The sequence below is a fragment of the Microbacter sp. GSS18 genome (assembly GCA_029319145.1).
GTDB lineage: Bacteria > Actinomycetota > Actinomycetes > Actinomycetales > Microbacteriaceae > Microbacterium.
The window spans coordinates 982,920-1,003,150 of the sequence record CP119753.1 but is presented as its reverse complement, the minus strand read 5'-3'; the positions used below and the strand labels follow the sequence as shown (position 1 = coordinate 1,003,150).

15 protein-coding genes, 1 tRNA gene and 1 other RNA gene are annotated in these 20,231 nt (G+C 70.8%); 8 read left to right on the top strand and 9 right to left on the bottom strand.

Features of this window, described 5'->3' with window-relative positions; genetic code table 11:
• Window positions 1-63 precede the first annotated feature (63 nt).
• The 3 genes from P0L94_04775 to P0L94_04765 form a co-directional block, all read right to left on the bottom strand.
• Window positions 64-3,066, bottom strand: coding sequence for a bifunctional [glutamine synthetase] adenylyltransferase/[glutamine synthetase]-adenylyl-L-tyrosine phosphorylase (locus P0L94_04775; protein WES65385.1), 3,003 nt, complete (start codon window positions 3,064-3,066; stop codon window positions 64-66).
• A 10-nt stretch (window positions 3,067-3,076) separates the two neighbouring features.
• Window positions 3,077-4,414, bottom strand: coding sequence for a glutamine synthetase family protein (locus P0L94_04770; GenBank protein WES65384.1), 1,338 nt, complete (start codon window positions 4,412-4,414; stop codon window positions 3,077-3,079).
• Between the two features lie 84 nt (window positions 4,415-4,498).
• A complete protein-coding gene (locus P0L94_04765) occupies window positions 4,499-4,681 on the bottom strand; it encodes a hypothetical protein (GenBank protein ID WES65383.1) in 183 nt (60 codons plus the stop codon).
• A gap of 83 nt (window positions 4,682-4,764) precedes the next feature.
• On the opposite strand from P0L94_04765, the gene P0L94_04760 reads away from it, so the two are divergent.
• Window positions 4,765-5,529 carry an ROK family protein gene (locus P0L94_04760; protein ID WES65382.1) on the top strand — a complete coding sequence of 255 codons (765 nt, stop codon included), beginning with the start codon at window positions 4,765-4,767 and terminating at the stop codon, window positions 5,527-5,529.
• Window positions 5,530-5,555: 26 nt separating this feature from the next.
• Here the strand turns inward: P0L94_04760 and rnpB are convergent.
• The 4 genes from rnpB to P0L94_04740 form a co-directional block, all read right to left on the bottom strand.
• Window positions 5,556-5,922: RNase P RNA component class A (gene rnpB / locus P0L94_04755), an RNA gene on the bottom strand.
• A 44-nt stretch (window positions 5,923-5,966) separates the two neighbouring features.
• Window positions 5,967-7,685: a bifunctional 3'-5' exonuclease/DNA polymerase gene (locus P0L94_04750; protein ID WES65381.1), complete on the bottom strand. Its 1,719-nt coding sequence runs from the start codon at window positions 7,683-7,685 to the stop codon at window positions 5,967-5,969.
• Window positions 7,686-7,709: 24 nt separating this feature from the next.
• A complete protein-coding gene (locus tag P0L94_04745) occupies window positions 7,710-8,441 on the bottom strand; it encodes a C4-type zinc ribbon domain-containing protein (protein WES65380.1) in 732 nt (243 codons plus the stop codon).
• Between the two features lie 36 nt (window positions 8,442-8,477).
• Window positions 8,478-8,550 (bottom strand) — tRNA-Val (locus P0L94_04740).
• A 153-nt stretch (window positions 8,551-8,703) separates the two neighbouring features.
• On the opposite strand from P0L94_04740, the gene aceE reads away from it, so the two are divergent.
• From aceE to P0L94_04710, 6 genes are all read left to right on the top strand, one after another.
• Window positions 8,704-11,433 (top strand): pyruvate dehydrogenase (acetyl-transferring), homodimeric type, encoded by a 2,730-nt coding sequence (gene aceE / locus P0L94_04735; GenBank protein WES65379.1) that lies wholly within the window; start codon window positions 8,704-8,706, stop codon window positions 11,431-11,433.
• A gap of 8 nt (window positions 11,434-11,441) precedes the next feature.
• Window positions 11,442-12,662, top strand: coding sequence for a helix-turn-helix domain-containing protein (locus P0L94_04730; protein ID WES65378.1), 1,221 nt, complete (start codon window positions 11,442-11,444; stop codon window positions 12,660-12,662).
• Window positions 12,663-12,746: 84 nt separating this feature from the next.
• A complete protein-coding gene (locus tag P0L94_04725) occupies window positions 12,747-13,661 on the top strand; it encodes an ACP S-malonyltransferase (protein WES65377.1) in 915 nt (304 codons plus the stop codon).
• A gap of 11 nt (window positions 13,662-13,672) precedes the next feature.
• Window positions 13,673-14,674 carry a ketoacyl-ACP synthase III gene (locus P0L94_04720; GenBank protein ID WES65376.1) on the top strand — a complete coding sequence of 334 codons (1,002 nt, stop codon included), beginning with the start codon at window positions 13,673-13,675 and terminating at the stop codon, window positions 14,672-14,674.
• A 74-nt stretch (window positions 14,675-14,748) separates the two neighbouring features.
• Window positions 14,749-14,997 (top strand): acyl carrier protein, encoded by a 249-nt coding sequence (locus P0L94_04715; protein WES65375.1) that lies wholly within the window; start codon window positions 14,749-14,751, stop codon window positions 14,995-14,997.
• A 64-nt stretch (window positions 14,998-15,061) separates the two neighbouring features.
• Window positions 15,062-16,300 (top strand): beta-ketoacyl-[acyl-carrier-protein] synthase family protein, encoded by a 1,239-nt coding sequence (locus P0L94_04710; protein WES65374.1) that lies wholly within the window; start codon window positions 15,062-15,064, stop codon window positions 16,298-16,300.
• A 151-nt stretch (window positions 16,301-16,451) separates the two neighbouring features.
• Here P0L94_04710 and P0L94_04705 read toward each other — a convergent pair whose 3' ends face one another.
• Both P0L94_04705 and P0L94_04700 read right to left on the bottom strand, forming a co-directional pair.
• The gene (locus P0L94_04705; GenBank protein ID WES65373.1) at window positions 16,452-16,955 is read right to left on the bottom strand and encodes a DUF3145 domain-containing protein; all 504 of its coding nucleotides are present in this window, start codon (window positions 16,953-16,955) and stop codon (window positions 16,452-16,454) included.
• A 208-nt stretch (window positions 16,956-17,163) separates the two neighbouring features.
• Window positions 17,164-17,937: a hypothetical protein gene (locus tag P0L94_04700; protein ID WES65372.1), complete on the bottom strand. Its 774-nt coding sequence runs from the start codon at window positions 17,935-17,937 to the stop codon at window positions 17,164-17,166.
• Window positions 17,938-18,157: 220 nt separating this feature from the next.
• On the opposite strand from P0L94_04700, the gene P0L94_04695 reads away from it, so the two are divergent.
• On the top strand, window positions 18,158-20,170 hold the full coding sequence (locus P0L94_04695) for a DUF262 domain-containing protein (GenBank protein ID WES65371.1): 2,013 nt from the start codon (window positions 18,158-18,160) through the stop codon (window positions 20,168-20,170).
• Window positions 20,171-20,231 lie beyond the last annotated feature (61 nt).

Genomic DNA, 20,231 nt, shown 5'->3' with positions numbered 1-20,231 from the left:
AAAGGCCCCGGTTCGCGCCGGGGCCTTTCCCGTGCGACAAGGCGCGCACCGCCGTCGTCGCGATCAGCCGTAGAAGAGCTTCTCGAACACACGGCGTGCGCGGCGCGTCGTCCCGAGGTAGTCCTCCTCGACCTGCGTCGCGGAGCGGGGCGGATACTCCAGCAGCCGTCCGATACCGTCGAGACGCACCCGGTCGGTGGGCAGGACATCGCTGGTCTGGCCCGACAGCAGGGTGTTCGCCGAGCGGAGGCGGCTGGCCAGGCGCCAGGCCGACGAGAGACGCTGGGCGTCGCTGGCGGCGATGACGCCGGCGGCCTCGGCGGCCCGCAGCGCCGCCATCGTGGACGTCGTCCGCATCTCGGGCAGACGGTGGGCGTGCTGCAGCTGCAGCAGCTGCACGAGCCATTCGACATCCGACAGCGAGCCGGGCCCGAGCTTGAGGTGCCGGTGCGGATCGGTGCCCTGCGGCAGCCGCTCGTTCTCGACACGCGCCTTGATGCGCTTGATCTCGCGCAGTCCCTGCGGATCCGCGGCCTTCGGGTACCGGAGCTCGTCGGCCAGCGCGATGAAGTCGCGGATGAGCTTGACGCTCCCCGCGACGCCACGCGCGCGCAGCAGGGCCTGTGCCTCCCAGGACACCGACCAGCGCCGGTAGTACTCGGCATAGCTGTCCAGCGTGCGCACCACCGGCCCCTTGCGACCCTCCGGTCGCAGATCCGCGTCGAGGTCGAGGGGAACGCGGTGGTCCTCCGAGTACCGCCGCAGCTCCTGCACGATTCGGTTGGCGAGGCGTCCCGCGCGCTCGGGCTCGATGCCGTTGGCGCGGTAGACGTACAGCACGTCCGCATCGGAGCCGAAGCCGAGCTCGCTGCCGCCGAACCGACCCATCGCGATGACCGAGAAGTCCAGCTCCGCATCCTCGGGCGGCACCACTTCGCGCCGGACGGCGCGCAGCGCCGCCTGGATGGTCACCTCGGTGATCGTCGTGAGGGACTGCGCGACGTCCTCGATGCTCGCCACCCCCACCATGCCGGCCATCGCGGTCCGCAGCAGCTCGCGGCGGCGGAGCGCCCGCACAGCCCGCATGGCGTCGTCGACGGTCTGGTGACGCGTCTGGATGGCGCGCGCCTCCTGCTGCAGCGCGACGCCGGCGCGCGGACGCAGCATGTCCTCGTCGTCGAGCCAGGCGGCCGCCTCGGGAATCCACTCCATCAGGTCGCCGACGTACCGCGAGCCCGACAGCACCCGCGTCAGACCCTCGGCGGCGCCGGACGAGTCGCGCAGCATCCGCAGGAACCACGGGGTGTCCCCCAGCCGCTCGCTGAGACGGCGGAACGCCAGCAGCCCGTAGTCGGGGTCGACGCCGTCGGCGAACCAGCGGATCATGACAGGCATCAGGTGGCGCTGGATGACCACCTTGCGGCTGATGCCGCTGGTGAGAGCGCCGATGTGGCGCAGCGCTCCTGCCGGGTCCTTGAAGCCGATCGCGGCGAGCCGGTCGTGCGCCTGCTCCGGCGAGATGACGCGCTCCTCCTCGGGGAGCGAGGCCACGGCCGCCAGCAGCGGACGATAGAACAGCCGGACGTGGATCTCGCGCACTTCGCGCTTGGTGCGCTCCCACAGCTCCCACACGGCGTCTCCGCTGGGGGCGAGGCCGGATGCGCGCGCGAGGATGCGGCGGTCCTCGGGCTTGGCGGGCATCAGGTGCGTGCGGCGGAGCCCGCGCAGCTGGACCCGGTGCTCGAGCACGCGCAGCACGCGGTAGTCGTTCGAGAACGCCGTGGCCTCGGTGCGCCCGATGTAGCCCTGGGCGACGAGTGCGTCGAGCGCGTCGAGCGTGCCGCGCTGGCGGATGTTCTCGTCGGTGAGCCCGTGCACGAGCTGAAGCAGCTGCACGGTGAACTCGATATCGCGGATGCCACCCGGACCGAGCTTGATCTGGAAGGGCACATCGGCGGCCGGGATGTGCTCGGTGACGCGCTCGCGCATGCGCTGAACGGAGTCGACGAAGTTCTCGCGCGCGGCGCTGGTCCACACCTTGGGCTGAACCGCATCGACGTAGGCCGCGCCCAGCGTCGGGCTGCCGGCGATGGGGCGCGCCTTGAGCAGGGCCTGGAACTCCCAGCTCTTCGCCCAGCGGTCGTAGTACGACAGATGGGACTCGAGCGTGCGGACGAGGGCGCCCTGCTTGCCCTCGGGGCGCAGGTTCGCGTCGACCTCCCACAGCGGCGGCTCGATCTCCACCTCGGAGATGCCGCGCATCAGCTGCACCGCGAGTCGCGTGGCGATGTCGACCACGCGCGACTCACCCGGGTCCACCGGCGCATCCGGATCGGCGTCGGCGACGAAGATGACATCCACGTCGCTGACGTAGTTGAGCTCGCGCGCCCCTGTCTTGCCCATGCCGATGACGGCGAGTCGCGTCGCCGCCACCTCGTCACGAGGGAACAGCCCGGCCCCGGCGCCGCCCCGGGCCACGCGGGTGCGTGCGACGCTCAGCGACGCTTCGAGCGCCGCCGCGGCGGCATCGGCCAGTGCCGCGCCCACCTGGGGCATGATCTCCACGGACGACACGTGGAGCAGGTCGTAGGCGGCGATGCGGGCAAGCATGCGCCGATAGCGGACGCGCAGCGCGATCCACGACGTCTCTGCCCCGTCTGCGGCGAAGCCGTCCTCGTCGCCCACCGCCTCCAGCAGCGTCTCCCGCAGCTCGTCCGCCGTCGGCAGCCCGTGACCGCGCACGGCGAGATCGGCGACCTCCTCGGGGTGACGGAGGTAGAAGTCGGCGAACCCGCTCGACGCCCCCAGGAGCGCCCACAGTGCGCTCCAGGCGTCGGCATCCGTCCCCAGTGGGGCGAGTGCGGCGGGGTTGCGTCGCACGACGCGCTCGAGGGCCAGGAGCGCCGCATCGGGGTCCGCCGCGATCGGGGACCGGCGGCACAGCGCTTCGCGATCGATGCCCGTCGCGTCCGAGACCTCGGTCAGCAGCTGGTCGGCTTCGGCCAGGCGGCCGAAGCCCAGGCGCGCGAGCTGCGTGAGGGATGAAGAGCGATCGCCGGCAGTCATGTGCCCGCGATCAGAGCATCTCGAGGTTGCTCTTCAGCTCGAACGGGGTGACCTGGGCGCGGTACTGCTGCCATTCACGACGCTTGTTGAGCAGGACGTGGTTGAAGACCTGCTCGCCGAGCGTCTCGGCGACCAGTTCCGACTCCTCCATGTACTCCAGCGCGTGGTCGAGGCTCGCCGGAAGCGGCGCGTACCCGAGCGCGCGGCGCTCGGCGTCCGTCAGCGACCACACGTTGTCCTCGGCCTCGAGGGGAAGCTCGTACTCCTCCTCGATGCCCTTGAGGCCGGCGCTGAGCAGCAGCGCGTAGGCCAGGTACGGGTTGGCGGCCGAATCGAGGCCCCGGTACTCGACGCGCGAGGACTGCCCCTTGTTCGGCTTGTAGAGCGGCACCCGCACGAGGGCCGATCGGTTGTTGTGCCCCCAGCAGATGAAGCTCGGCGCCTCGTCGCCGCCCCAGATGCGCTTGTACGAGTTGACGAACTGGTTGGTGACCGCAGCGATCTCGTTGGCGTGGCGCAGGAGGCCCGCGATGAAGTGCCGGCCCACCTTCGACAGCTGGTACTGCGCGCCCTCCTCGTAGAAGGCGTTGACGTCGGCCTCGAACAGCGACATGTGGGTGTGCATGCCGCTGCCCGGCTGGCCGCCCAGAGGCTTCGGCATGAACGTGGCGTACACGCCCTGCTCGATCGCCACTTCCTTCACCACGGTGCGGAAGGTCATGATGTTGTCGGCCGTCGCGAGCGCGTCGGCGTAGCGGAGGTCGATCTCGTTCTGGCCGGGGCCGCCCTCGTGGTGGCTGAACTCGACCGAGATGCCGAGGTCCTCCAGCATCCGCACCGACCGACGCCGGAAGTCGTGCGCGGTGCCGCCGGGGACGTTGTCGAAGTAGCCGGCCGAATCCACGGGCACGGGGCCCTCGGGGCCGTAGGACGAGGACTTCAGCAGATAGAACTCGATCTCGGGGTGCGTGTAGAAGGTGAACCCCGAGTCCGCGGCCTTCGCCAGCGCCCGCTTGAGCACGTTGCGCGGATCCGCGACGGCGGGCTGGCCGTCGGGCGTCGTGATGTCGCAGAACATGCGCGCGGTGGGATCGATCTCGCCACGCCACGGCAGGGTCTGGAACGTCGTGGGGTCGGGGTGCGCCAGCAGGTCGGATTCATACGAGCGCGTGAGGCCTTCGATCGCCGACCCGTCGAACCCGAGTCCCTCGGTGAAGGCGCCCTCGACCTCGGCGGGCGCGATCGCGACCGACTTGAGCGTGCCCATCACGTCCGTGAACCACAGGCGAACGAACTTGACGCCCCGCTCCTCGATCGTCCGAAGCACGAAGTCCCGCTGCTTGTCCATCGCATCCTCTCTCGAGCCGCATCGGCTCCAGCCAGACTACTCGTCCGGCGCCCGCGCGGCCGACGCCCACGCGCGCCTGGCGCGTCAGTCCTCGCGCGCCTCTTCCTCGGCCCAGGCGCGCGCGCGCTCACGAAGGATCTCGGGCGCCCGGGCGGCTTCCTCGGCCGTGTCGAACGGACCGGCGCGGTCGATCGCCGGGGAAGCGTAGCCGAACTCCACCTCACCGGTGGTCATGTTGTACCAGTACTTCTCGCTGTCCGAAGTCACAGGGTCCTCCCGTCCGGGGGCGTCGTCGTCCCGGCCCCTCCGATCCTACTGATGACGGGGGCCCTGCTGGCTAGGCTGGGCACATGACATCACAGGGGGCTCGAGCCGTCGGCATCGACATCGGCGGCACCGGCATCAAAGGCGCGTTGGTGGATCTCGAGCACGGCGAGCTGCTGTCGGACCGCGTGAAGGTGCCGACCCCGCGGGGGGCCGAGCCGAAGGACGTGCTCGCGGCGGTCCACCTCGTGCTGGAGCGACTGCACGTGTCGGACGCCGATGTGCCCCTCGGCGTCGCCTTCCCGGCGATCGTCAAGCACGGCCGCACGATGTCGGCTGCCAACGTGTCCGATCGCTGGATCGACTTCGAGGCCGAGAAGTTCTTCGAGGACGGGCTCGGCCGCGAGATCCATTTCGCGAACGACGCCGATGTCGCCGGGGTCGCCGAGCTGCGCTTCGGCGCCGCGCGCGGCCAGCGGGGACTGGCGATCCTCACGACGCTCGGCACCGGGATCGGCTCGGCGCTGCTCTACGACGGTGTGCTCATTCCGAACTCCGAGCTCGGCCACGTCGAACGGGCGAAGCACGGCAAGGACGCCGAGGCGTACGCCGCGTACTCCGCGAAAGAGCGCGAGGACCTGTCGTGGGAGAAGTGGGCCAAGCGCCTGCAGTGGTACTACGGCCACATCGAGTTCCTGTTCAGCCCCGACCTGTTCATCGTCGGCGGCGGCGTCTCGAAGCACGCCGACAAGTTCCTGCCGCTGCTGAAGCTGAAGACCCCGATCGTGCCGGCGGTCCACCGCAACAACGCCGGGATCATCGGCGCGGCCGCACTGGCCCTGCACGGCTGACGGGACTCGGGCGGCGCGTCGGGAAGCGAATGGGCCGGCCTGTACGCCGGGTTCTGTCCGGGGGCTCACGCCCCGTGGACGGTCATCTCTCTCGGCGACACGTTGCCGTGCCGCTCCAGCGGCCTACCCGGGGACTCGGCGGGCCGCGTCGTCATCCCCTGTCTGGCCTTGCTCCGGGCGAGGTTTGCCGTGCGGGTCGCGTCACCGCGACCCCGGTGGTCTCTTACACCGCCCTTTCACCCTTACCGGGCGCTGCCCGGCGGTCTGCTCTCTGTGGCACTGTCTCGCGGATCGCTCCGGGTGGGTGTTACCCACCGCCCTGCCCTGCGGAGCCCGGACGTTCCTCGGCGCGAGGCGGCGCACCGCCCGCGACGCGACCGTCCAGCCGACCCATTCGCGGCGTCGAGTCTAGCGCCGCAGTCTGGACGCAAGCCCCGTCAGTCCTTGTCCGCCGTGTCGGAGACACGAACGTCCAGCGGGAAGTCGACGGGGAAGTCGCCGAAGAGGAGTCGCGCGGCCTCGGCGGCCGACGCCTGCACATCGCGCGCGACCTGCTCGGCGAGCTCCTCGGGAGCATGGACGATGACCTCGTCATGGAGGAAGAACGCCGCGTGCGCGCGTGTGCCGAACACCGGCCCCGACGCGGCGGCCGCGCGACGGGCCGCAGGAAGCGACCCCAGTCGCCCGCGCAGATCGGCGAGCCAGACGAGAGCCCACTCCGCCGCCGTGCCCTGGACGACGAAATTCCGGGTGAACCGCCCGCGGTCGCGACCTCGCCGGCGTGCGCGCGTGAGATCGGCCGTCGATGCGCCGGACTCCGTGGCTCGACGCTGGGAGCGAAGCCACGCCTCGTCCGGCGGGGGCGATGAGCGGCCCAGCCATGTCGACACCGTCCCGCCGTCCTCGCCCGTGCGCGCGGCGTCGTCGACGAGGCGCATCGCGCGGGGGAACGAACGCCGCAGATGAGGCAGCAGCCGGCCCGACTCCCCCGTGGTCGCCCCGTACATGGCGCCGAGCATCGCAACCTTCGCGTCGGCGCGGGTGGCGATGCCCGCCTGCTCGACGATGCCGGCATAGAGATCGCGCCCTCGGGCGGCGCGGGCCAGGGCGGCGTCCGCACTCATCGCGGCCAGCACGCGCGGCTCGAGCTGCGCGACGTCGGCCACGACGAGCTTCCACCCCGGATCGGCTCGCACGGCCGTCCGCAGCTGGCGGGGGATCTGCAGCGCGCCGCCTCCCGAGGACGCCCAGCGCCCCGTGACGACACCCCCGGGCACGTACACGGGGCGGAATCGTCCGTCCTCGACCCACTCGTGCAGCCAGGCCCAGCCGTTCGCGCTGAGCAGCCGCGCGAGCTTCTTGTACTCCAGCAGCGGAGCGACGACCGGATGCTCATACTGTGCCAGCTCCCACCGCCCGGTGGTGGCGACCGGGAGGCCCCCGCGGTGCAGGGCCCGGAGCAGCTGGGGCGGCGAGTCCGGGTTCAGGGCCGGGTCGCCGAGGGCGGCGCGGACGCGCACGGCGAGCTCCTCCAGTCGCCGCGGGCGGCCGGAAGCGCCGCGATCACCGAGCGCCGCCGCGAGCACGCGCTCGTGCTCGGCGACGCTCCAGGGCACGCCTGCCGCGGTCAGCTCCGCGGCGAGCAGGGCGCCGGCGGATTCCGCGGCCAGCAGCAGTCGCAGTCGCGCCGGGTCGGAAGCGCGACCGACCGCCTCGTCCTGCTCGCGCCACTGATCGACTGCCGCGTCGACGTCGGCCGGGATGCCGGCCGACATCGGGTCCTCGGCGTCCAGGTCGAACAGCGCGGGCCGGTCCGGCGCGATCACAGCCGGCGGAGAGGCATCCCATCGTCCGCGGACGCGGACGGGGTCGGTCGCGGGCACCGAGACGGCCAACCGGAGGATCGCACGGGCCAGTCGCAGGTCGCGGCAGCGCGACACCCGCACGCCGCGTCGCAGAAGCTCCGGGTACCACTGCGCCGTGTCGCTCCAGACCCACCGGACCGCCCCGGCCGCTTCGCGCCGGGCGATCCACGCCGCGAGATCGTCGTCGTCGTCGAATCGGGGCCGGTCGACGATGCGTCCGGTCTCGTCGAGAACGGCCGCGGTGATGCCCCCCGCGTCGCGCCCGAGGGCGACGGCGGTGGCTTCAGGCACCTCGCCGCGGCGGGGTCACCGCGCTCACAGCCCCGAGTCCTCGCCGCGCACCAGGATGCAGCCGCACTCCGGGCACGTCACGACCTCGTCGGGGGCCGCCCGGCCGAGCGTGCTCAGATCCGTGCCCGACAGCACCATGCGGCAGCCCTCGCACGTGCGCCGGACGAGCGGCGCAGCGCCCACGCCGCGCGCCGCGATGCGCTCGTACATCGCCACGAGCGCGTCGGGGATCGACGCGGCGACCGCCACACGGTCCCGCGACGCCGCGTCGGCGTCCGCGGAGGCCTGCGCCACCTGGCTCTTGGCGGCTGCGCTCAGCTCGGCCCCCTCGGCGTTGGTCTGCGCGATCAGCTGCTCCTGTTCGGCGACGGCGGCATCGGCGGCCTCGAGCTTCTCCATGACGACGAGCTCACCGTCCTCGAGATCGCTCTTGCGTCGCGCGAGCGAGGCCAGCTCGTGCTCGAGGCTCTGAGCCTCCTTGGGATTGGACGAGGCGGCGAGTCGATCGGCGTCGCGCTTGGAGCGCGCGTCGACGACCTCGACGTCCGATTCGATGCGCGACAGTTCCGTGCGCAGATCGTCGCGAGCTCCGAGCCGCACCGACAGCTCCTGCGACAGCGTCTGGCGCCGCGCGAGCAGCTCCTGGACGCGGCCGGCCTGAGGCGGGTTCTTCCGGGCGTGCTCGGCGCGGCTGATGCGCGCATCGAGATCGGCGAGGTCGAGAAGGCGGCGCTGGTCTTCGGGGCTGGCGTTCACGTCACCAAACCTACCCCGAGCCTTCGAGGACGGAAGTGGGCCCTGCCGGGATCGAACCGACGACATCCACGGTGTAAACGTGGCGCTCTACCAGCTGAGCTAAAGGCCCTCACCGGCGATTCTACGAGGACGCGCAACGATGGCCGCGCACCCCCGATGTTCTGACTAGGCTGAGTGCGGTGCGTTGTGCGTCCGTGACAAACGGAACGGCGCGCCGATAGCGAATCCCTGGCACGATCTGCCAGACGACGAAAGGTCTTCTGTGACTGTCAACGATCAGGATCCGTACTCCCAGGGGCCGCAGGACAGCGACCCCGAGGAGACCGCCGAGTGGCAGGAGTCTCTCCACCAGCTCGTCGAGGCCAAGGGCCGCGGCCGCGGGCGCGAGATCATGCTGAGCCTCCTGCAGTCCTCGCACGACCTGCAGCTGAACGTCCCCCAGGTGCCCACCACCGACTACATCAACACCATCACGCCGGACAAGGAGCCCGCCTTCCCCGGCGACGAGGAGCTCGAGCGCCGCTACCGCCGCTGGATCCGCTGGAACGCCGCGCTCACGGTGCACCGCGCGCAGCGCCCCGGCATCGGCGTCGGCGGGCACATCTCGACGTACGCCTCGTCGGCGTCGCTGTACGAGGTGGGCTTCAACCACTTCTTCCGGGGACTGGACGACCCGGGCGGCGGAGACCAGGTCTTCATCCAGGGCCACGCCTCGCCGGGCATCTATGCGCGCTCGTTCCTCGAGGGGCGCCTGAGCGCCGAGCAGCTCGACGGGTTCCGGCAGGAGAAGTCGGCGGCGCCCAACGGTCTGCCGTCGTACCCCCACCCGCGGCTCATGCCCGACTACTGGCAGTTCCCCACGGTCTCGATGGGCCTCGGCCCGATCAACGCCATCTACCAGGCGATGACGAACAAGTACCTCACCAACCGCGGCGTCAAAGACCTCAGCGACTCGCACGTGTGGGCGTTCCTCGGCGACGGCGAGATGGACGAGGTCGAGAGCCGCGGCCAGCTCCAGGTGGCCGCGAACGAGGGCCTGGACAACCTGACCTTCGTCATCAACGCGAACCTGCAGCGCCTCGACGGCCCGGTGCGCGGCAACGGCAAGATCATCCAGGAGCTCGAGAGCTACTTCCGCGGCGCCGGCTGGAACGTCATCAAGGTGGTGTGGGGCCGCGGCTGGGACGAGCTGCTCAGCCGTGACGTCGACGGCGCGCTGGTCCGCCTCATGAACACCACGCCCGACGGCGACTTCCAGACCTACCGGGCCGAGGACGGCGCTTTCATCCGCAAGCACTTCTTCGACCGCGACGAGCGCACCGCCGCCCTGGTCAAGGACTGGTCGGACGACGACATCTGGGGCAAGCTCCGCCGCGGCGGACTGGACTACCAGAAGGTCTACGCCGCCTACAAGACGGCGATGGAGCACAAGGGACAGCCGACCGTCATCATCGCCAAGACGATCAAGGGCTACGGCCTGGGGCACCACTTCGAGGGCCGCAACGCGACCCACCAGATGAAGAAGATGACGCTCGAGGACCTCAAGCACTTCCGCGACTCGATGCGCATCCCGATCACCGACGCGCAGCTCGAGGAGAACCCGTACCAGCCGCCGTACTTCCACCCGGGCGAGCAGGACGAGACCGTGGAGTACATGCTCGAGCGCCGCCGCGCCCTGGGCGGATTCCTGCCGGAGCGCCGTTCGCACCACGTCGGCCTGCAGCTGCCCGACGACAAGGCGTACGCGCTGCCGAAGAAGGGCTCGGGCACGCAGGAGGTCGCCACGACGATGGCCTTCGTGCGCCTGCTGAAGGACCTGCTTCGCGCTCCCGACTTCGGTCACCGCATCGTGCCGATCATCCCCGACGAGGCGCGCACGTTCGGCATGGACGCCTACTTCCCCACGGCGAAGATCTACAACCCGCACGGCCAGAACTACACCTCGGTCGACCGCGAGCTGCTCCTGGCCTACAAGGAGAGCCCGCAGGGTCAGATCATGCACGTCGGCATCAACGAGGCCGGCGCCGTGGCGGCGTTCACCGCCACGGGAACCTCGTACGCGACGCACGGCGAGCCGCTCATCCCGGTCTACGTCTTCTACTCGATGTTCGGCTTCCAGCGCACCGGCGACGCCCAGTGGGCGGCCGGCGACCAGATGGCGCGCGGCTTCATCATCGGCGCCACCGCGGGTCGCACGACGCTCACCGGCGAGGGGCTCCAGCACGCGGACGGACACTCGCACCTGCTGTCGTCGACCAACCCGGCGACCGTCTCGTACGATCCGGCCTACGGCTACGAGATCGCCCACATCGTGCGCGCGGGCATCGAGCGCATGTACGGCGGGAATCACCCCGACCCCAACGTCATGTACTACCTCACGGTCTACAACGAGCCGCTGGTCCAGCCGGCCGAGCCCGAGGGCGTGGATGTGGACGGCATCGTACGCGGCATCCACCGCATCGCGGAGGGTTCCGGCGACGGACCCCGCGCGCAGGTGCTCGCGTCCGGCGTCGGCGTTCCGTGGGCACTCGAAGCGCAGCAGCTGCTGCGCGAGGACTGGGGCGTGTCCGCCGACGTCTGGTCGGTCACCTCGTGGACGGAGCTGCGCCGCGACGGCCTCGACGCCGACGAGCACAACTTCCTCCACCCCGACGCCGAGCCGCGCACGGCCTACGTGACCGACAAGCTGGCGGGCTCCGAGGGCCCGGTCGTCGCCGTGAGCGACTTCATGCACGCCGTGCAGGACCAGATCCGCCCGTGGGTGCCCGGCTCGTTCGTGACGCTGGGTGCCGACGGATTCGGGTTCTCCGACACGCGCGCCGCCGCGCGCCGGTACTTCAAGATCGACGGTCCGTCGATCGTGGTCCGGACGCTCCAGGCGCTGGCCGCCGAAGGGAAGGTCGACCCGTCGCTGTCGGCGCAGGCGATCGAGAAGTACCGTCTGCACGATGTCACGGCCGGCACCAGCGGGAACGCCGGCGGCGAGAGCTGACCGACCACATGCCCACGGGTCAGCCGGCGATGGACAAGGCCGAGACGCTCGCCTGGCTGCGACGCATCTCGGGCGACATCGCCACGGTGACGATCAAGCGGCTCGAGGACACCCTCCCCTGGTATGCCGAGATGCCGCCTGCGCGCCGGTCCGCCGTCGGACTGGTCGCACAGGCGGGCATCACGTCATTCATCCAGTGGTACGACGACCCCGAGTCGACGCCGTGGATCGCCGCCGACATCTTCGCGGCGGCTCCTCGTGAGCTGCTGCGCAGTGTCAGTCTGCAGCAGACGCTGCAACTGATCCGGGTCACCGTCGAGGTCACGGAGGAGCGCGTCCGCGGTCGCGGCGCGCACCTCCGGGAGGCGATCCTGCTCTACTCGCGCGAGGTCGCGTTCGCCGCAGCCGACGTGTACGCGCGCGCCGCCGAGGCGCGGGGCCTGTGGGACGCACGCCTGGAGGCGCTCGTCGTCGACTCGATCCTCACCGGCGAGGCCGACGAGGAGCTGCCCAGTCGCATCGCCGCCCTGGGCTGGCACGGGCACGGAGAGGTGGCGGTGCTCGTCGGTACCACTCCCCCGCAGTTCGATGTCGACCAGCTGCGGAGGACCGCCCGAAAACTCGGGGCCGACGTGCTCATCGGCGTCCAGGGATCGCGCCTCGTGCTCGTCGTGGGCCGCTCGGACCCGCCGAACCGGCCCGACGACGGGACCGGCGATCTGCCGTTCCTCGAGATCACGAAGCGCCTCGAGCCGGGCTTCGGCGAAGGTCACCTCGTGCTCGGTCCGACGGTTCCGGCCCTCGTGGAGGCGGGCCAGAGCGCCCGCGCCGCCCTGGCGGGCTTCGCCGTGGCGCGGTCCTGGCGCAACGCCCCGCGGCCGGTGGAGGCCGACGACCTTCTGCCCGAGCGCGCGCTGGCGGGAGATCCGCTGGCCAAGCACACCCTCGTGGACCGCATCTACCGCCCGCTGCAGGCTCACAGCGCCGATCTGGTCACCACGCTGTGGAGCTACCTCGACAACGGCCGGTCGCTCGAGGCGACGGCGCGTGAGCTGTTCGTCCACCCCAACACGGTCCGGTATCGCCTGAAGCGGGTATCCGAGGTGATCGGCTGGGATGCGACGGGGCCGCGCGAAGCGCTCATCCTCCAGACAGCGCTGATCCTCGGCTCGATCGGAACCGACACGACACGCAGACGTTCGTCGTCGGCGCGCCGTACGCCGGCCTAGTCTGTGCAGTCGCCACAAAGGAGCTCCTGATTCTTGTGATGGCATAGCCAGAGGGGCCCTCCCGATCCTTGGCAGGATGGATGGGTGATCATCGCGGTCTTCCCTGGACAGGGCTCTCAGTCCCCCGGCTTCCTCACCCCGTGGCTCGCCCTCGACGGCGCCGCCGATCGTCTCGCGCGGTACTCCGAGTGGGCGGGCGTCGATCTCGTGGCCGCAGGCACCGAGTGGGACGCCGACGCCATCCGCGACACCAGCGTCGCGCAGCCGCTCATCGTCGCCGCGAGCCTGCTGTCGTGGAACGCCCTGTCGTCCAAGGACGACATCGCGGGCGTCGCGGGGCATTCGGTGGGCGAGTTCGCCGCGGCCGCGGCCGCCGGCATCCTCTCGGAGGAGGACGCCCTGCGGCTGGTCGGCATCCGCGGGCGCGCCATGGCCGAGGCGGCCACCGCCGAGCAGACCGGAATGTCGGCTGTCATCGGCGGCGATCAGGACGCCGTGGTCACGCGCCTCACCGAGCTCGGACTGACCCCGGCGAACTACAACGGCGGCGGTCAGCTCGTCGCCGCCGGCGCCCTGGAGCCGCTGGCCGCGCTGGCCGCCGAGCCTCCCGCGGCGACCCGCGTCATCCCGCTGCAGGTCGCCGGCGCGTTCCACACGTCGTACATGGCCCCCGCCGTCGAGACCCTGCGCGCCGCCGCCGCCGACGTCGAGGCCGGCGACCCGCGCGTGACGATCTGGACCAATCGCGACGGCTCGAGCGTGCCCGCCGGCCGCGCTTTCGTCGACGCGCTCGTCGCCCAGGTCGCGTCCCCCGTTCGGTGGGACCTCTGCATGGCCTCGTTCGCCGACGCCGGCGCGACGGGTCTCGTGGAGTTCGCCCCCGCGGGAACCCTCACCGGTCTCGCCAAGCGCGCGCTGCGCGGCACTCCCGCCGTCGCGGTCAAGACACCCGACAACCTCGAGGCCGCCGACGCGCTCGTGCGCCCCGCCGACGCATGACCGGAGCACCCATGACCGCCACGCTCGCCCAGTCCACCGGACCCGCGCACACGCGCATCTACGCGTACGGAGCCGCTCGCGGCGAGATCGCGGTGCCCAACGACGACCTGGTCGGGCCGATCGACTCCAGCGACGAGTGGATCCGTCAGCGCACCGGCATCGTCACGCGCATGCGCGCCGTACCCGAGACCGACGCCATCGACCTGGCCACCGACGCCGCACGCGAGGCGATCGAGCGCTCCGGTGTCCCGGCGGACCGGATCGACGCGGTGATCGTCGCGACGATCAGCAACCCCAAGCAGACGCCGTCGGTCTCGGCGATCGTCGCCGACCGGGTCGGTGCGAACCCTGCCGCCGCGTACGACCTCAACGCCGCGTGCGCCGGCTTCGCGTACGGCGTCGCACAGGCCGACGCGCTCGTGCGCGCCGGAGCCGCGAACTACGCCGTCGTCATCGGCACCGAGAAGCTCAGCGACATCGTCGACCCGACCGACCGCAGCATCTCCTTCCTGCTGGGCGACGGCGCGGGCGCCGTCGTGATCGGCCCGAGCGACACCCCCGGGATCGGCCCGACGGTGTGGGGATCGGACGGCTCCAAGGCCGAGGCTGTCGGCATGAACCACACGCTCACCGAGTTCCGCGACGGCCAGTCGCCGTGGCCGACCCTGCGCCAGGAGGGCCCGACCGTGTTCCGCTGGGCCGTCTGGGAGATGGTCAAGGTCGCCCGTCGGGCGCTCGAGGCCGCGGGCGTCGAGGCATCCGACCTCGCCGCCTTCGTCCCCCACCAGGCGAACATGCGCATCATCGACGAGTTCGCCAAGCAGCTCGGCCTTCCCGACACCGTCGTGGTCGGCCGCGACATCGAGACGACCGGCAACACCTCCGCCGCGTCGATCCCCCTGGCCACCCACCGGCTCCTGGAGGAGCACCCCGAGCTCAGCGGCGGCCTGGCGCTGCAGATCGGCTTCGGCGCCGGTCTGGTCTTCGGCGCCCAGGTGGTCGTCCTCCCGTAGCCGGATCCACGCCGACCCTAGACTGAGTCCCGGCCCTTCCCGGGACCGCGAACCCCGAAGAAAGCAGGAGAAAAATGGCATTCACCACCGACGAGGTCCTCGCCGGACTCGCAGAGCTGATCACCGACGAGACGGGCATCTCGGCCGACGAGGTCGCCATGGAGAAGTCGTTCACCGACGACCTCGACATCGACTCGATCTCGATGATGACCATCGTGGTCAACGCCGAGGAGAAGTTCGGCGTCACGATCCCGGACGACGAGGTCAAGAACCTCAAGACCGTCGGCGACGCCGTCAGCTACATCACGTCCAACCAGGCGTAGTCCGAACCGGTGGGGGCGCCTCGCCCCCACCGGACCGATCTCCATCCGAGGACCTTCGAATCGCATGAGCACATCCCGCATCGTCGTGACCGGCGTGGGCGCGTCGTCGCCCATCGGCGGCACCGCACCCGAGAGCTGGTCCGCCCTCCTGGACGGCGCGTCCGGAGCACACACGCTCGAGTACGACTGGGTCGAGCAGTATCAGCTGCCCGTCACGTTCGCCGCCGAGGCGAAGGTGCGACCCGACACGGTGCTGGAGCGCCCGATCGCCAAGCGCCTCGACCCGGCGTCGCAGTTCGCCATGGTCGCGGCGATGGAGGCCTGGGCCGATGCGGGCGCGCCGGACGTCGAGCCCGAACGCCTCGGCGTGGACTTCGCGACGGGCATCGGCGGCGTCTGGACACTGCTGGACGCGTGGGACACGCTCCGCGAGAAGGGCCCGCGCCGGGTCCTGCCGATGACGGTCCCGATGCTCATGCCCAATGCCGCCGCCGGCAATCTCTCCCTGCACTTCGGAGCGCGCGCGTTCGCGCGCACCGTCGCCAGCGCGTGCGCCTCGAGCACCGAATCGATCGTCAACGCCGTCGAGCACCTGCGGGCGGGACTGGCCGACGTCGTGATCGCCGGTGGCACCGAGTCCGCCATCCACCCGGTCACGATCGCCTCGTTCTCCTCGATGCAGGCGCTGTCGCGCCGCAACGACGACCCGGCGACGGCATCGCGCCCCGGGAGCATCGACCGCGACGGATTCGTCATGGGCGAAGGCGCGGCCGTGTTCATCCTCGAGACCGAGGAGCACGCCCGTGCGCGCGGCGCCAAGATCTACGCCGCCGTCGTGGGCGGCGGCGTGACGGCCGACTCGTATCACATCACCGCGAACGACCCCGAGGGCCGCGGCGCCGCTCGCGCCGTGCAGCTCGCCCTCGCCTCCGCCGACGCGTCGCCCGACGACGTCACGCACATCAACGCGCACGCCACCTCCACCCCGGTGGGCGACCCCAACGAGTACCAGGCACTGAAGGCCGTCTTCGGCGACCGCATCGACGAGATCCCGGTCTCGGCGACCAAGGCCTCGACGGGACACCTGCTGGGCGGAACCGGCGCGCTCGAGGCGTTCTTCACGGTGATGGCGCTGCAGGAGCGCGTCGCGCCGCCGACGATCAACATCTCCACTCAGGACCCCGAGGTTCCCTTCCGCCTCTCGGGCGAGCCGACCGCGTTGGGATCGGGCGACCAGCTCGCGATCAGCAACTCGTTCGGCTTCGGCGGACACAACGCCGTCGCCGCGTTCGCCTCGGTCTGAGCCGACACGTCCAGACGCCCCCGGGCTTCGGCTCCGGGGGCGTCTCTCGTGCCAGGCGGTGAAACACGTTCCCGCATCCCGGGAAGTCGGCCTCCGAGCGTCGGTAGTTGCGCCTCGACCCGCCTGCGTCTGTCACCCGGCCCTGCGTCTGTCACCCGACCTTGTGCAGCCACACGACGGGTGCGTCGTCGCCCGCGTGGCGGAACGGCTCGAGTTCCTCGTCCCAGGCCGCTCCCAGGGCGATGTCGAGTTCGCGTCGCAACTCGATCGCGTCCCCTGCCGCCACTTCCATGGCGTAGCGGATGCGGTCCTCGCCGATGACGACGTTGCCGGCGGCATCCGTCTGCGCGTAGTGGATGCCGAGCCCCGGCGTGTGCAGCCAGCGGCCGCCGTCGCTGCGCGGCGTCGGATCTTCGGTGACCTCGAAGCGCAGGTGCTCCCACCCGCGGATCGAACTGGTCAGCGCCGCACCCGTGCCGACGGGGCCCTCCCAGTAGAACTCGGCACGACGACTGCCGCCGAGGACGGGCTGCTCGGCCCAGTCGAAGCTCACCGCTCGGCCGAGCGTCCGGCCGACGGCCCATTCGAGGTGAGGGCACAACGCGCGTGGCGCGGAGTGGATGAGTACCACCCCACGCGCCTGTGATGCCGCCATGATCTCTCCGTTTCGTCCAGGTACGTCTTCCCCTACGACCTGGCACGGATGCCGTGGCGATGTTCGGTTGTGTCGGGGCCATTATCGCCCAGGACCTGCGGGAATCACAAGCATGTCATTCGCGACACGCCAGAGCCCCGGCATTCCGGGCGCCCCCGAGCGGGGATCGAACCGGCACGCCGGGGCTCTCGCAGACGGGCGAGCGGGGTCAGGCCTCGCTCATGGCCCGGACCTCGGCCTTGCCCTTGGCGGCGTAGTAGGCCGCGCGCGCCGCGTCGCGCCGGGCCTGCTCGGCCTGGCCGGCGTCGATGGTCTCCTGGTCGACGGGGTACTGCGTGTAGTCCGCCGTGCCGTGGTACTTCTCGATGTACGCGTCGAGCTCGGGCCCCGAGGTCCACGACGTGATCAGGCAGTACCGCGGCTCGTCGCCGGAGTGGTGCACGGCGTGCCACAGGCGCTGCGTGTCGACGATCAGCTGGGCGCCGGCCGGCAGCGCGAGGCGGTACTCGATGCTGGGATCGGTGCGGTTGTCGCGCAGCACGAAGTAGCTGTCCTTGTCGTCGGTCAGGTTGAAGAAGCCGCGCACGACCCAGCCGGTGCCGTCGGGGTTGAGACGGTTGTTGTCGTCCTGGTGCAGGTTGTAGAGGCAGTCGGCGTACGAGTTCGGCTGCAGCTCGATGATGCGGCAGCGGCCGACGTTCGCACCGGGCTCCTGGGCGCGCTCGGTGAGCGTGGGCGCGATCGCCATCTGCGACTCGATCCACACGCCGTCCTTGTCGGTGCGGGCGGGTGTGTGATTCCAGAAGCCGTTGCACTCGATCTCGCCCTTGGCCGAGGCCAGCGGGGCGAAGCGGGTGTCGCCGGAGGACTTCCAGTCGACGTACTCGAGGTCGAGCCACTCCTTGGGGTCGATCGGCTTGTCGTAGGAGTCGAGGACGACGAAGCCGGTCTCTTCGAGGGCGGCGGACTTGATGTAACCCATGGTGAGGAATCATGCCTTTCGATCATCGGGCCAGCGCGTTTTCACAGGCCCGGCAACAGGCAAGCCTACTGGCCGACGATGCGAGGCACCCGAGTGCACCGGCGTGCATGGCGCGGCACCGCGCATCCTCGGCAGTCTGCGAGTGCTCGACTAAACTCGACGGCGGCGTGCCCGGCCGGGCCGTTCGCGCCGTGCGAAGCATCCGGAAGGCGATCCACACATGGTCACAGCCCTGACAGCCACCAACGTCGACGCGACCGCCGTCAACACGATCGGATGGCTGGCAGCCGGCGAGTGGACGATCGTCGTCCCGGTGTATCAGCGCCAGTACCGCTGGGACATCGGCGGATGCGAGCAGCTGCTGGCCGACATCCGCGCCGTCGCCGAGCTCGGCGATCGCCGTATGCACTTCATCGGGTCGGTGCTGTCGGCCGTCTCCCCGGGAGCGGACGGAGAGGAGCTCGTGCTCATCGACGGTCAGCAGCGCATGACGACGCTGATGCTGCTCGTCGCCGCGCTCGGCCACACGGTGCGCGATTCCGATCCGGAGCTGGCCGGCGAGCTGGAGCGCGTCCTGGAGCGCCCCACGAGCGCCGGCCGGACCAAGCTGCGTCCCCACCGCGCGTGGGCGGACGTGTTCGAGCGTGTCGTGCTCGACCTCCCGGCGTCCGACGGCCCCGGTCCGTCGCGCTTCGACGACAATTACGCGTTCTTCCGCAGTCAGATCAGCGCCGAGGAGGCTCCGCGCATCTGGCGTGGACTGCAGAAGCTCGAGCACGTGGCCATCACGCTCGGCGCCGGGGCGAACGCGCAGCAGATCTTCGAGAGCCTCAACTCCACCGGTGAACCGCTGCGCGACCACGAACTCATCCACAACTACGTCCTGATGGGTCTCTCGCACGCGCAGCAGCGCGATATCGAGGACCGCTACTGGCTGCCGATCGAGCAGAGCACGGGCGAGTCGATCGCGGCGTTCTGGCGCCAGTACCTCGTGATGCACACCGGACGCGAGGTCTCGGTCACGGGGGGACGCGGCGTGTACGACGTGTTCCGGCAGGAGTTCCCGCTGCTCGAGATCGAGGAGCTGCGCGGCCACGCGGAGGACTGGCGCGCCTACGCCGCGGTCTATCGCGTGCTCCTGGATCCGTCGACGGCGCTCGACGACGAGATCGCGCGGCACCTGGGCTACCTCAACACGTTCGGCTCGACTGTCTATCCGCTCGTGATGCGCGCGTACCGCGATCACGAGACCGGGCGCCTCTCCCGCACGCGGCTGCTCCAGCTGCTGGAGTCGCTGCAGTCGATGCTGCTGCGCCGCGCTGTCGTCGCCGTCCACAACGAGCGCCTCGTGGCACGGCTGTGCCGCGCCTACGACGACGGGCACGACGCGCTCGTGACGGCGATCTCGCGCGTCACGCCGTCGGACGACCGCGTCCGGGTCGCCCTGAAGTACTCCGACCTCGTACATCCGCACTACGTCCTGGCCCGACTGTCCGGCATCGGCCCCGACGCGCCGCTGGACGTCGAGCACATCGCCCCGGCGGCGCCGTCGGACGCGTGGTCGCCCGACGGCCGGCGGACCTGGGACGAACTGACCGAGGACGAGCAGAACAGCTTCCGCGCTGTGGCGGGAACGCTGGGAAACCTGACGCTGCTCGAGGAGGATCTCGCCGCGCAGGCCTTCGACAGGTCGTTCCGCGACAAGGCGGCACTGTACGCACGCAGCGGCGTGCCGGCGACGTGCGAGGTGGGCGCGCTGCCCGACTGGAGCACGACCCGTATCGCGGCGCGCTCGACCGAGCTGATCGCGCGCTTCGTCGAGGTGTGGCCGCGCACCGGCGGCCGCGTCATCGACGACGACGGGCTGACTCCGATCCTCGACGCGGTGCGCCGTCGCGGGTGGCCGCGCGGCTGGCAGCGCGAGTGGTCGTATGTCGAGTACCGCGGCGAGCACTGGGAGGTGCCCGACGTCAAGTACCTGTTCAACCGGATCTTCAAGCGTCTGTGGGCGGACGCGCGCGGCGCCGTGGTGTCCTACTCCGCGCGTCGCGGCGGCCCGGTTTACACGGCCCCGTCGTGGAACGGGCAATGGGATCGGCTCGACGAGGACAACCACCTCTACATGGGATGGGACTACAGCTACATGCTCGCCGCGGTGCAGGGCGTGCTCCAGGAGGCCGGCATCGAGTCCGAGGTCTTCGTGAAGTACTCCTACATCGGCGACGCCATGTGACACGCACCGCGTGGCCGCCCGCTCCGCGGAAGGCTCTCCCGCGCGCCGCGACGAACGGTCG

Coding starts and splice junctions, on each gene's coding strand:
- P0L94_04760 (WES65382.1), top strand. CDS start 4,765: ATGACATCACAGGGGGCTCGAGCCGTCGGCATCGACATCGGCGGCACC.
- P0L94_04730 (WES65378.1), top strand. CDS start 11,442: ATGCCCACGGGTCAGCCGGCGATGGACAAGGCCGAGACGCTCGCCTGG.
- P0L94_04695 (WES65371.1), top strand. CDS start 18,158: ATGGTCACAGCCCTGACAGCCACCAACGTCGACGCGACCGCCGTCAAC.
- P0L94_04710 (WES65374.1), top strand. CDS start 15,062: ATGAGCACATCCCGCATCGTCGTGACCGGCGTGGGCGCGTCGTCGCCC.
- P0L94_04770 (WES65384.1), bottom strand. CDS start 4,414: ATGGACAAGCAGCGGGACTTCGTGCTTCGGACGATCGAGGAGCGGGGC.
- P0L94_04720 (WES65376.1), top strand. CDS start 13,673: ATGACCGCCACGCTCGCCCAGTCCACCGGACCCGCGCACACGCGCATC.
- P0L94_04775 (WES65385.1), bottom strand. CDS start 3,066: ATGACTGCCGGCGATCGCTCTTCATCCCTCACGCAGCTCGCGCGCCTG.
- P0L94_04705 (WES65373.1), bottom strand. CDS start 16,955: ATGGCGGCATCACAGGCGCGTGGGGTGGTACTCATCCACTCCGCGCCA.
- P0L94_04700 (WES65372.1), bottom strand. CDS start 17,937: ATGGGTTACATCAAGTCCGCCGCCCTCGAAGAGACCGGCTTCGTCGTC.
- P0L94_04715 (WES65375.1), top strand. CDS start 14,749: ATGGCATTCACCACCGACGAGGTCCTCGCCGGACTCGCAGAGCTGATC.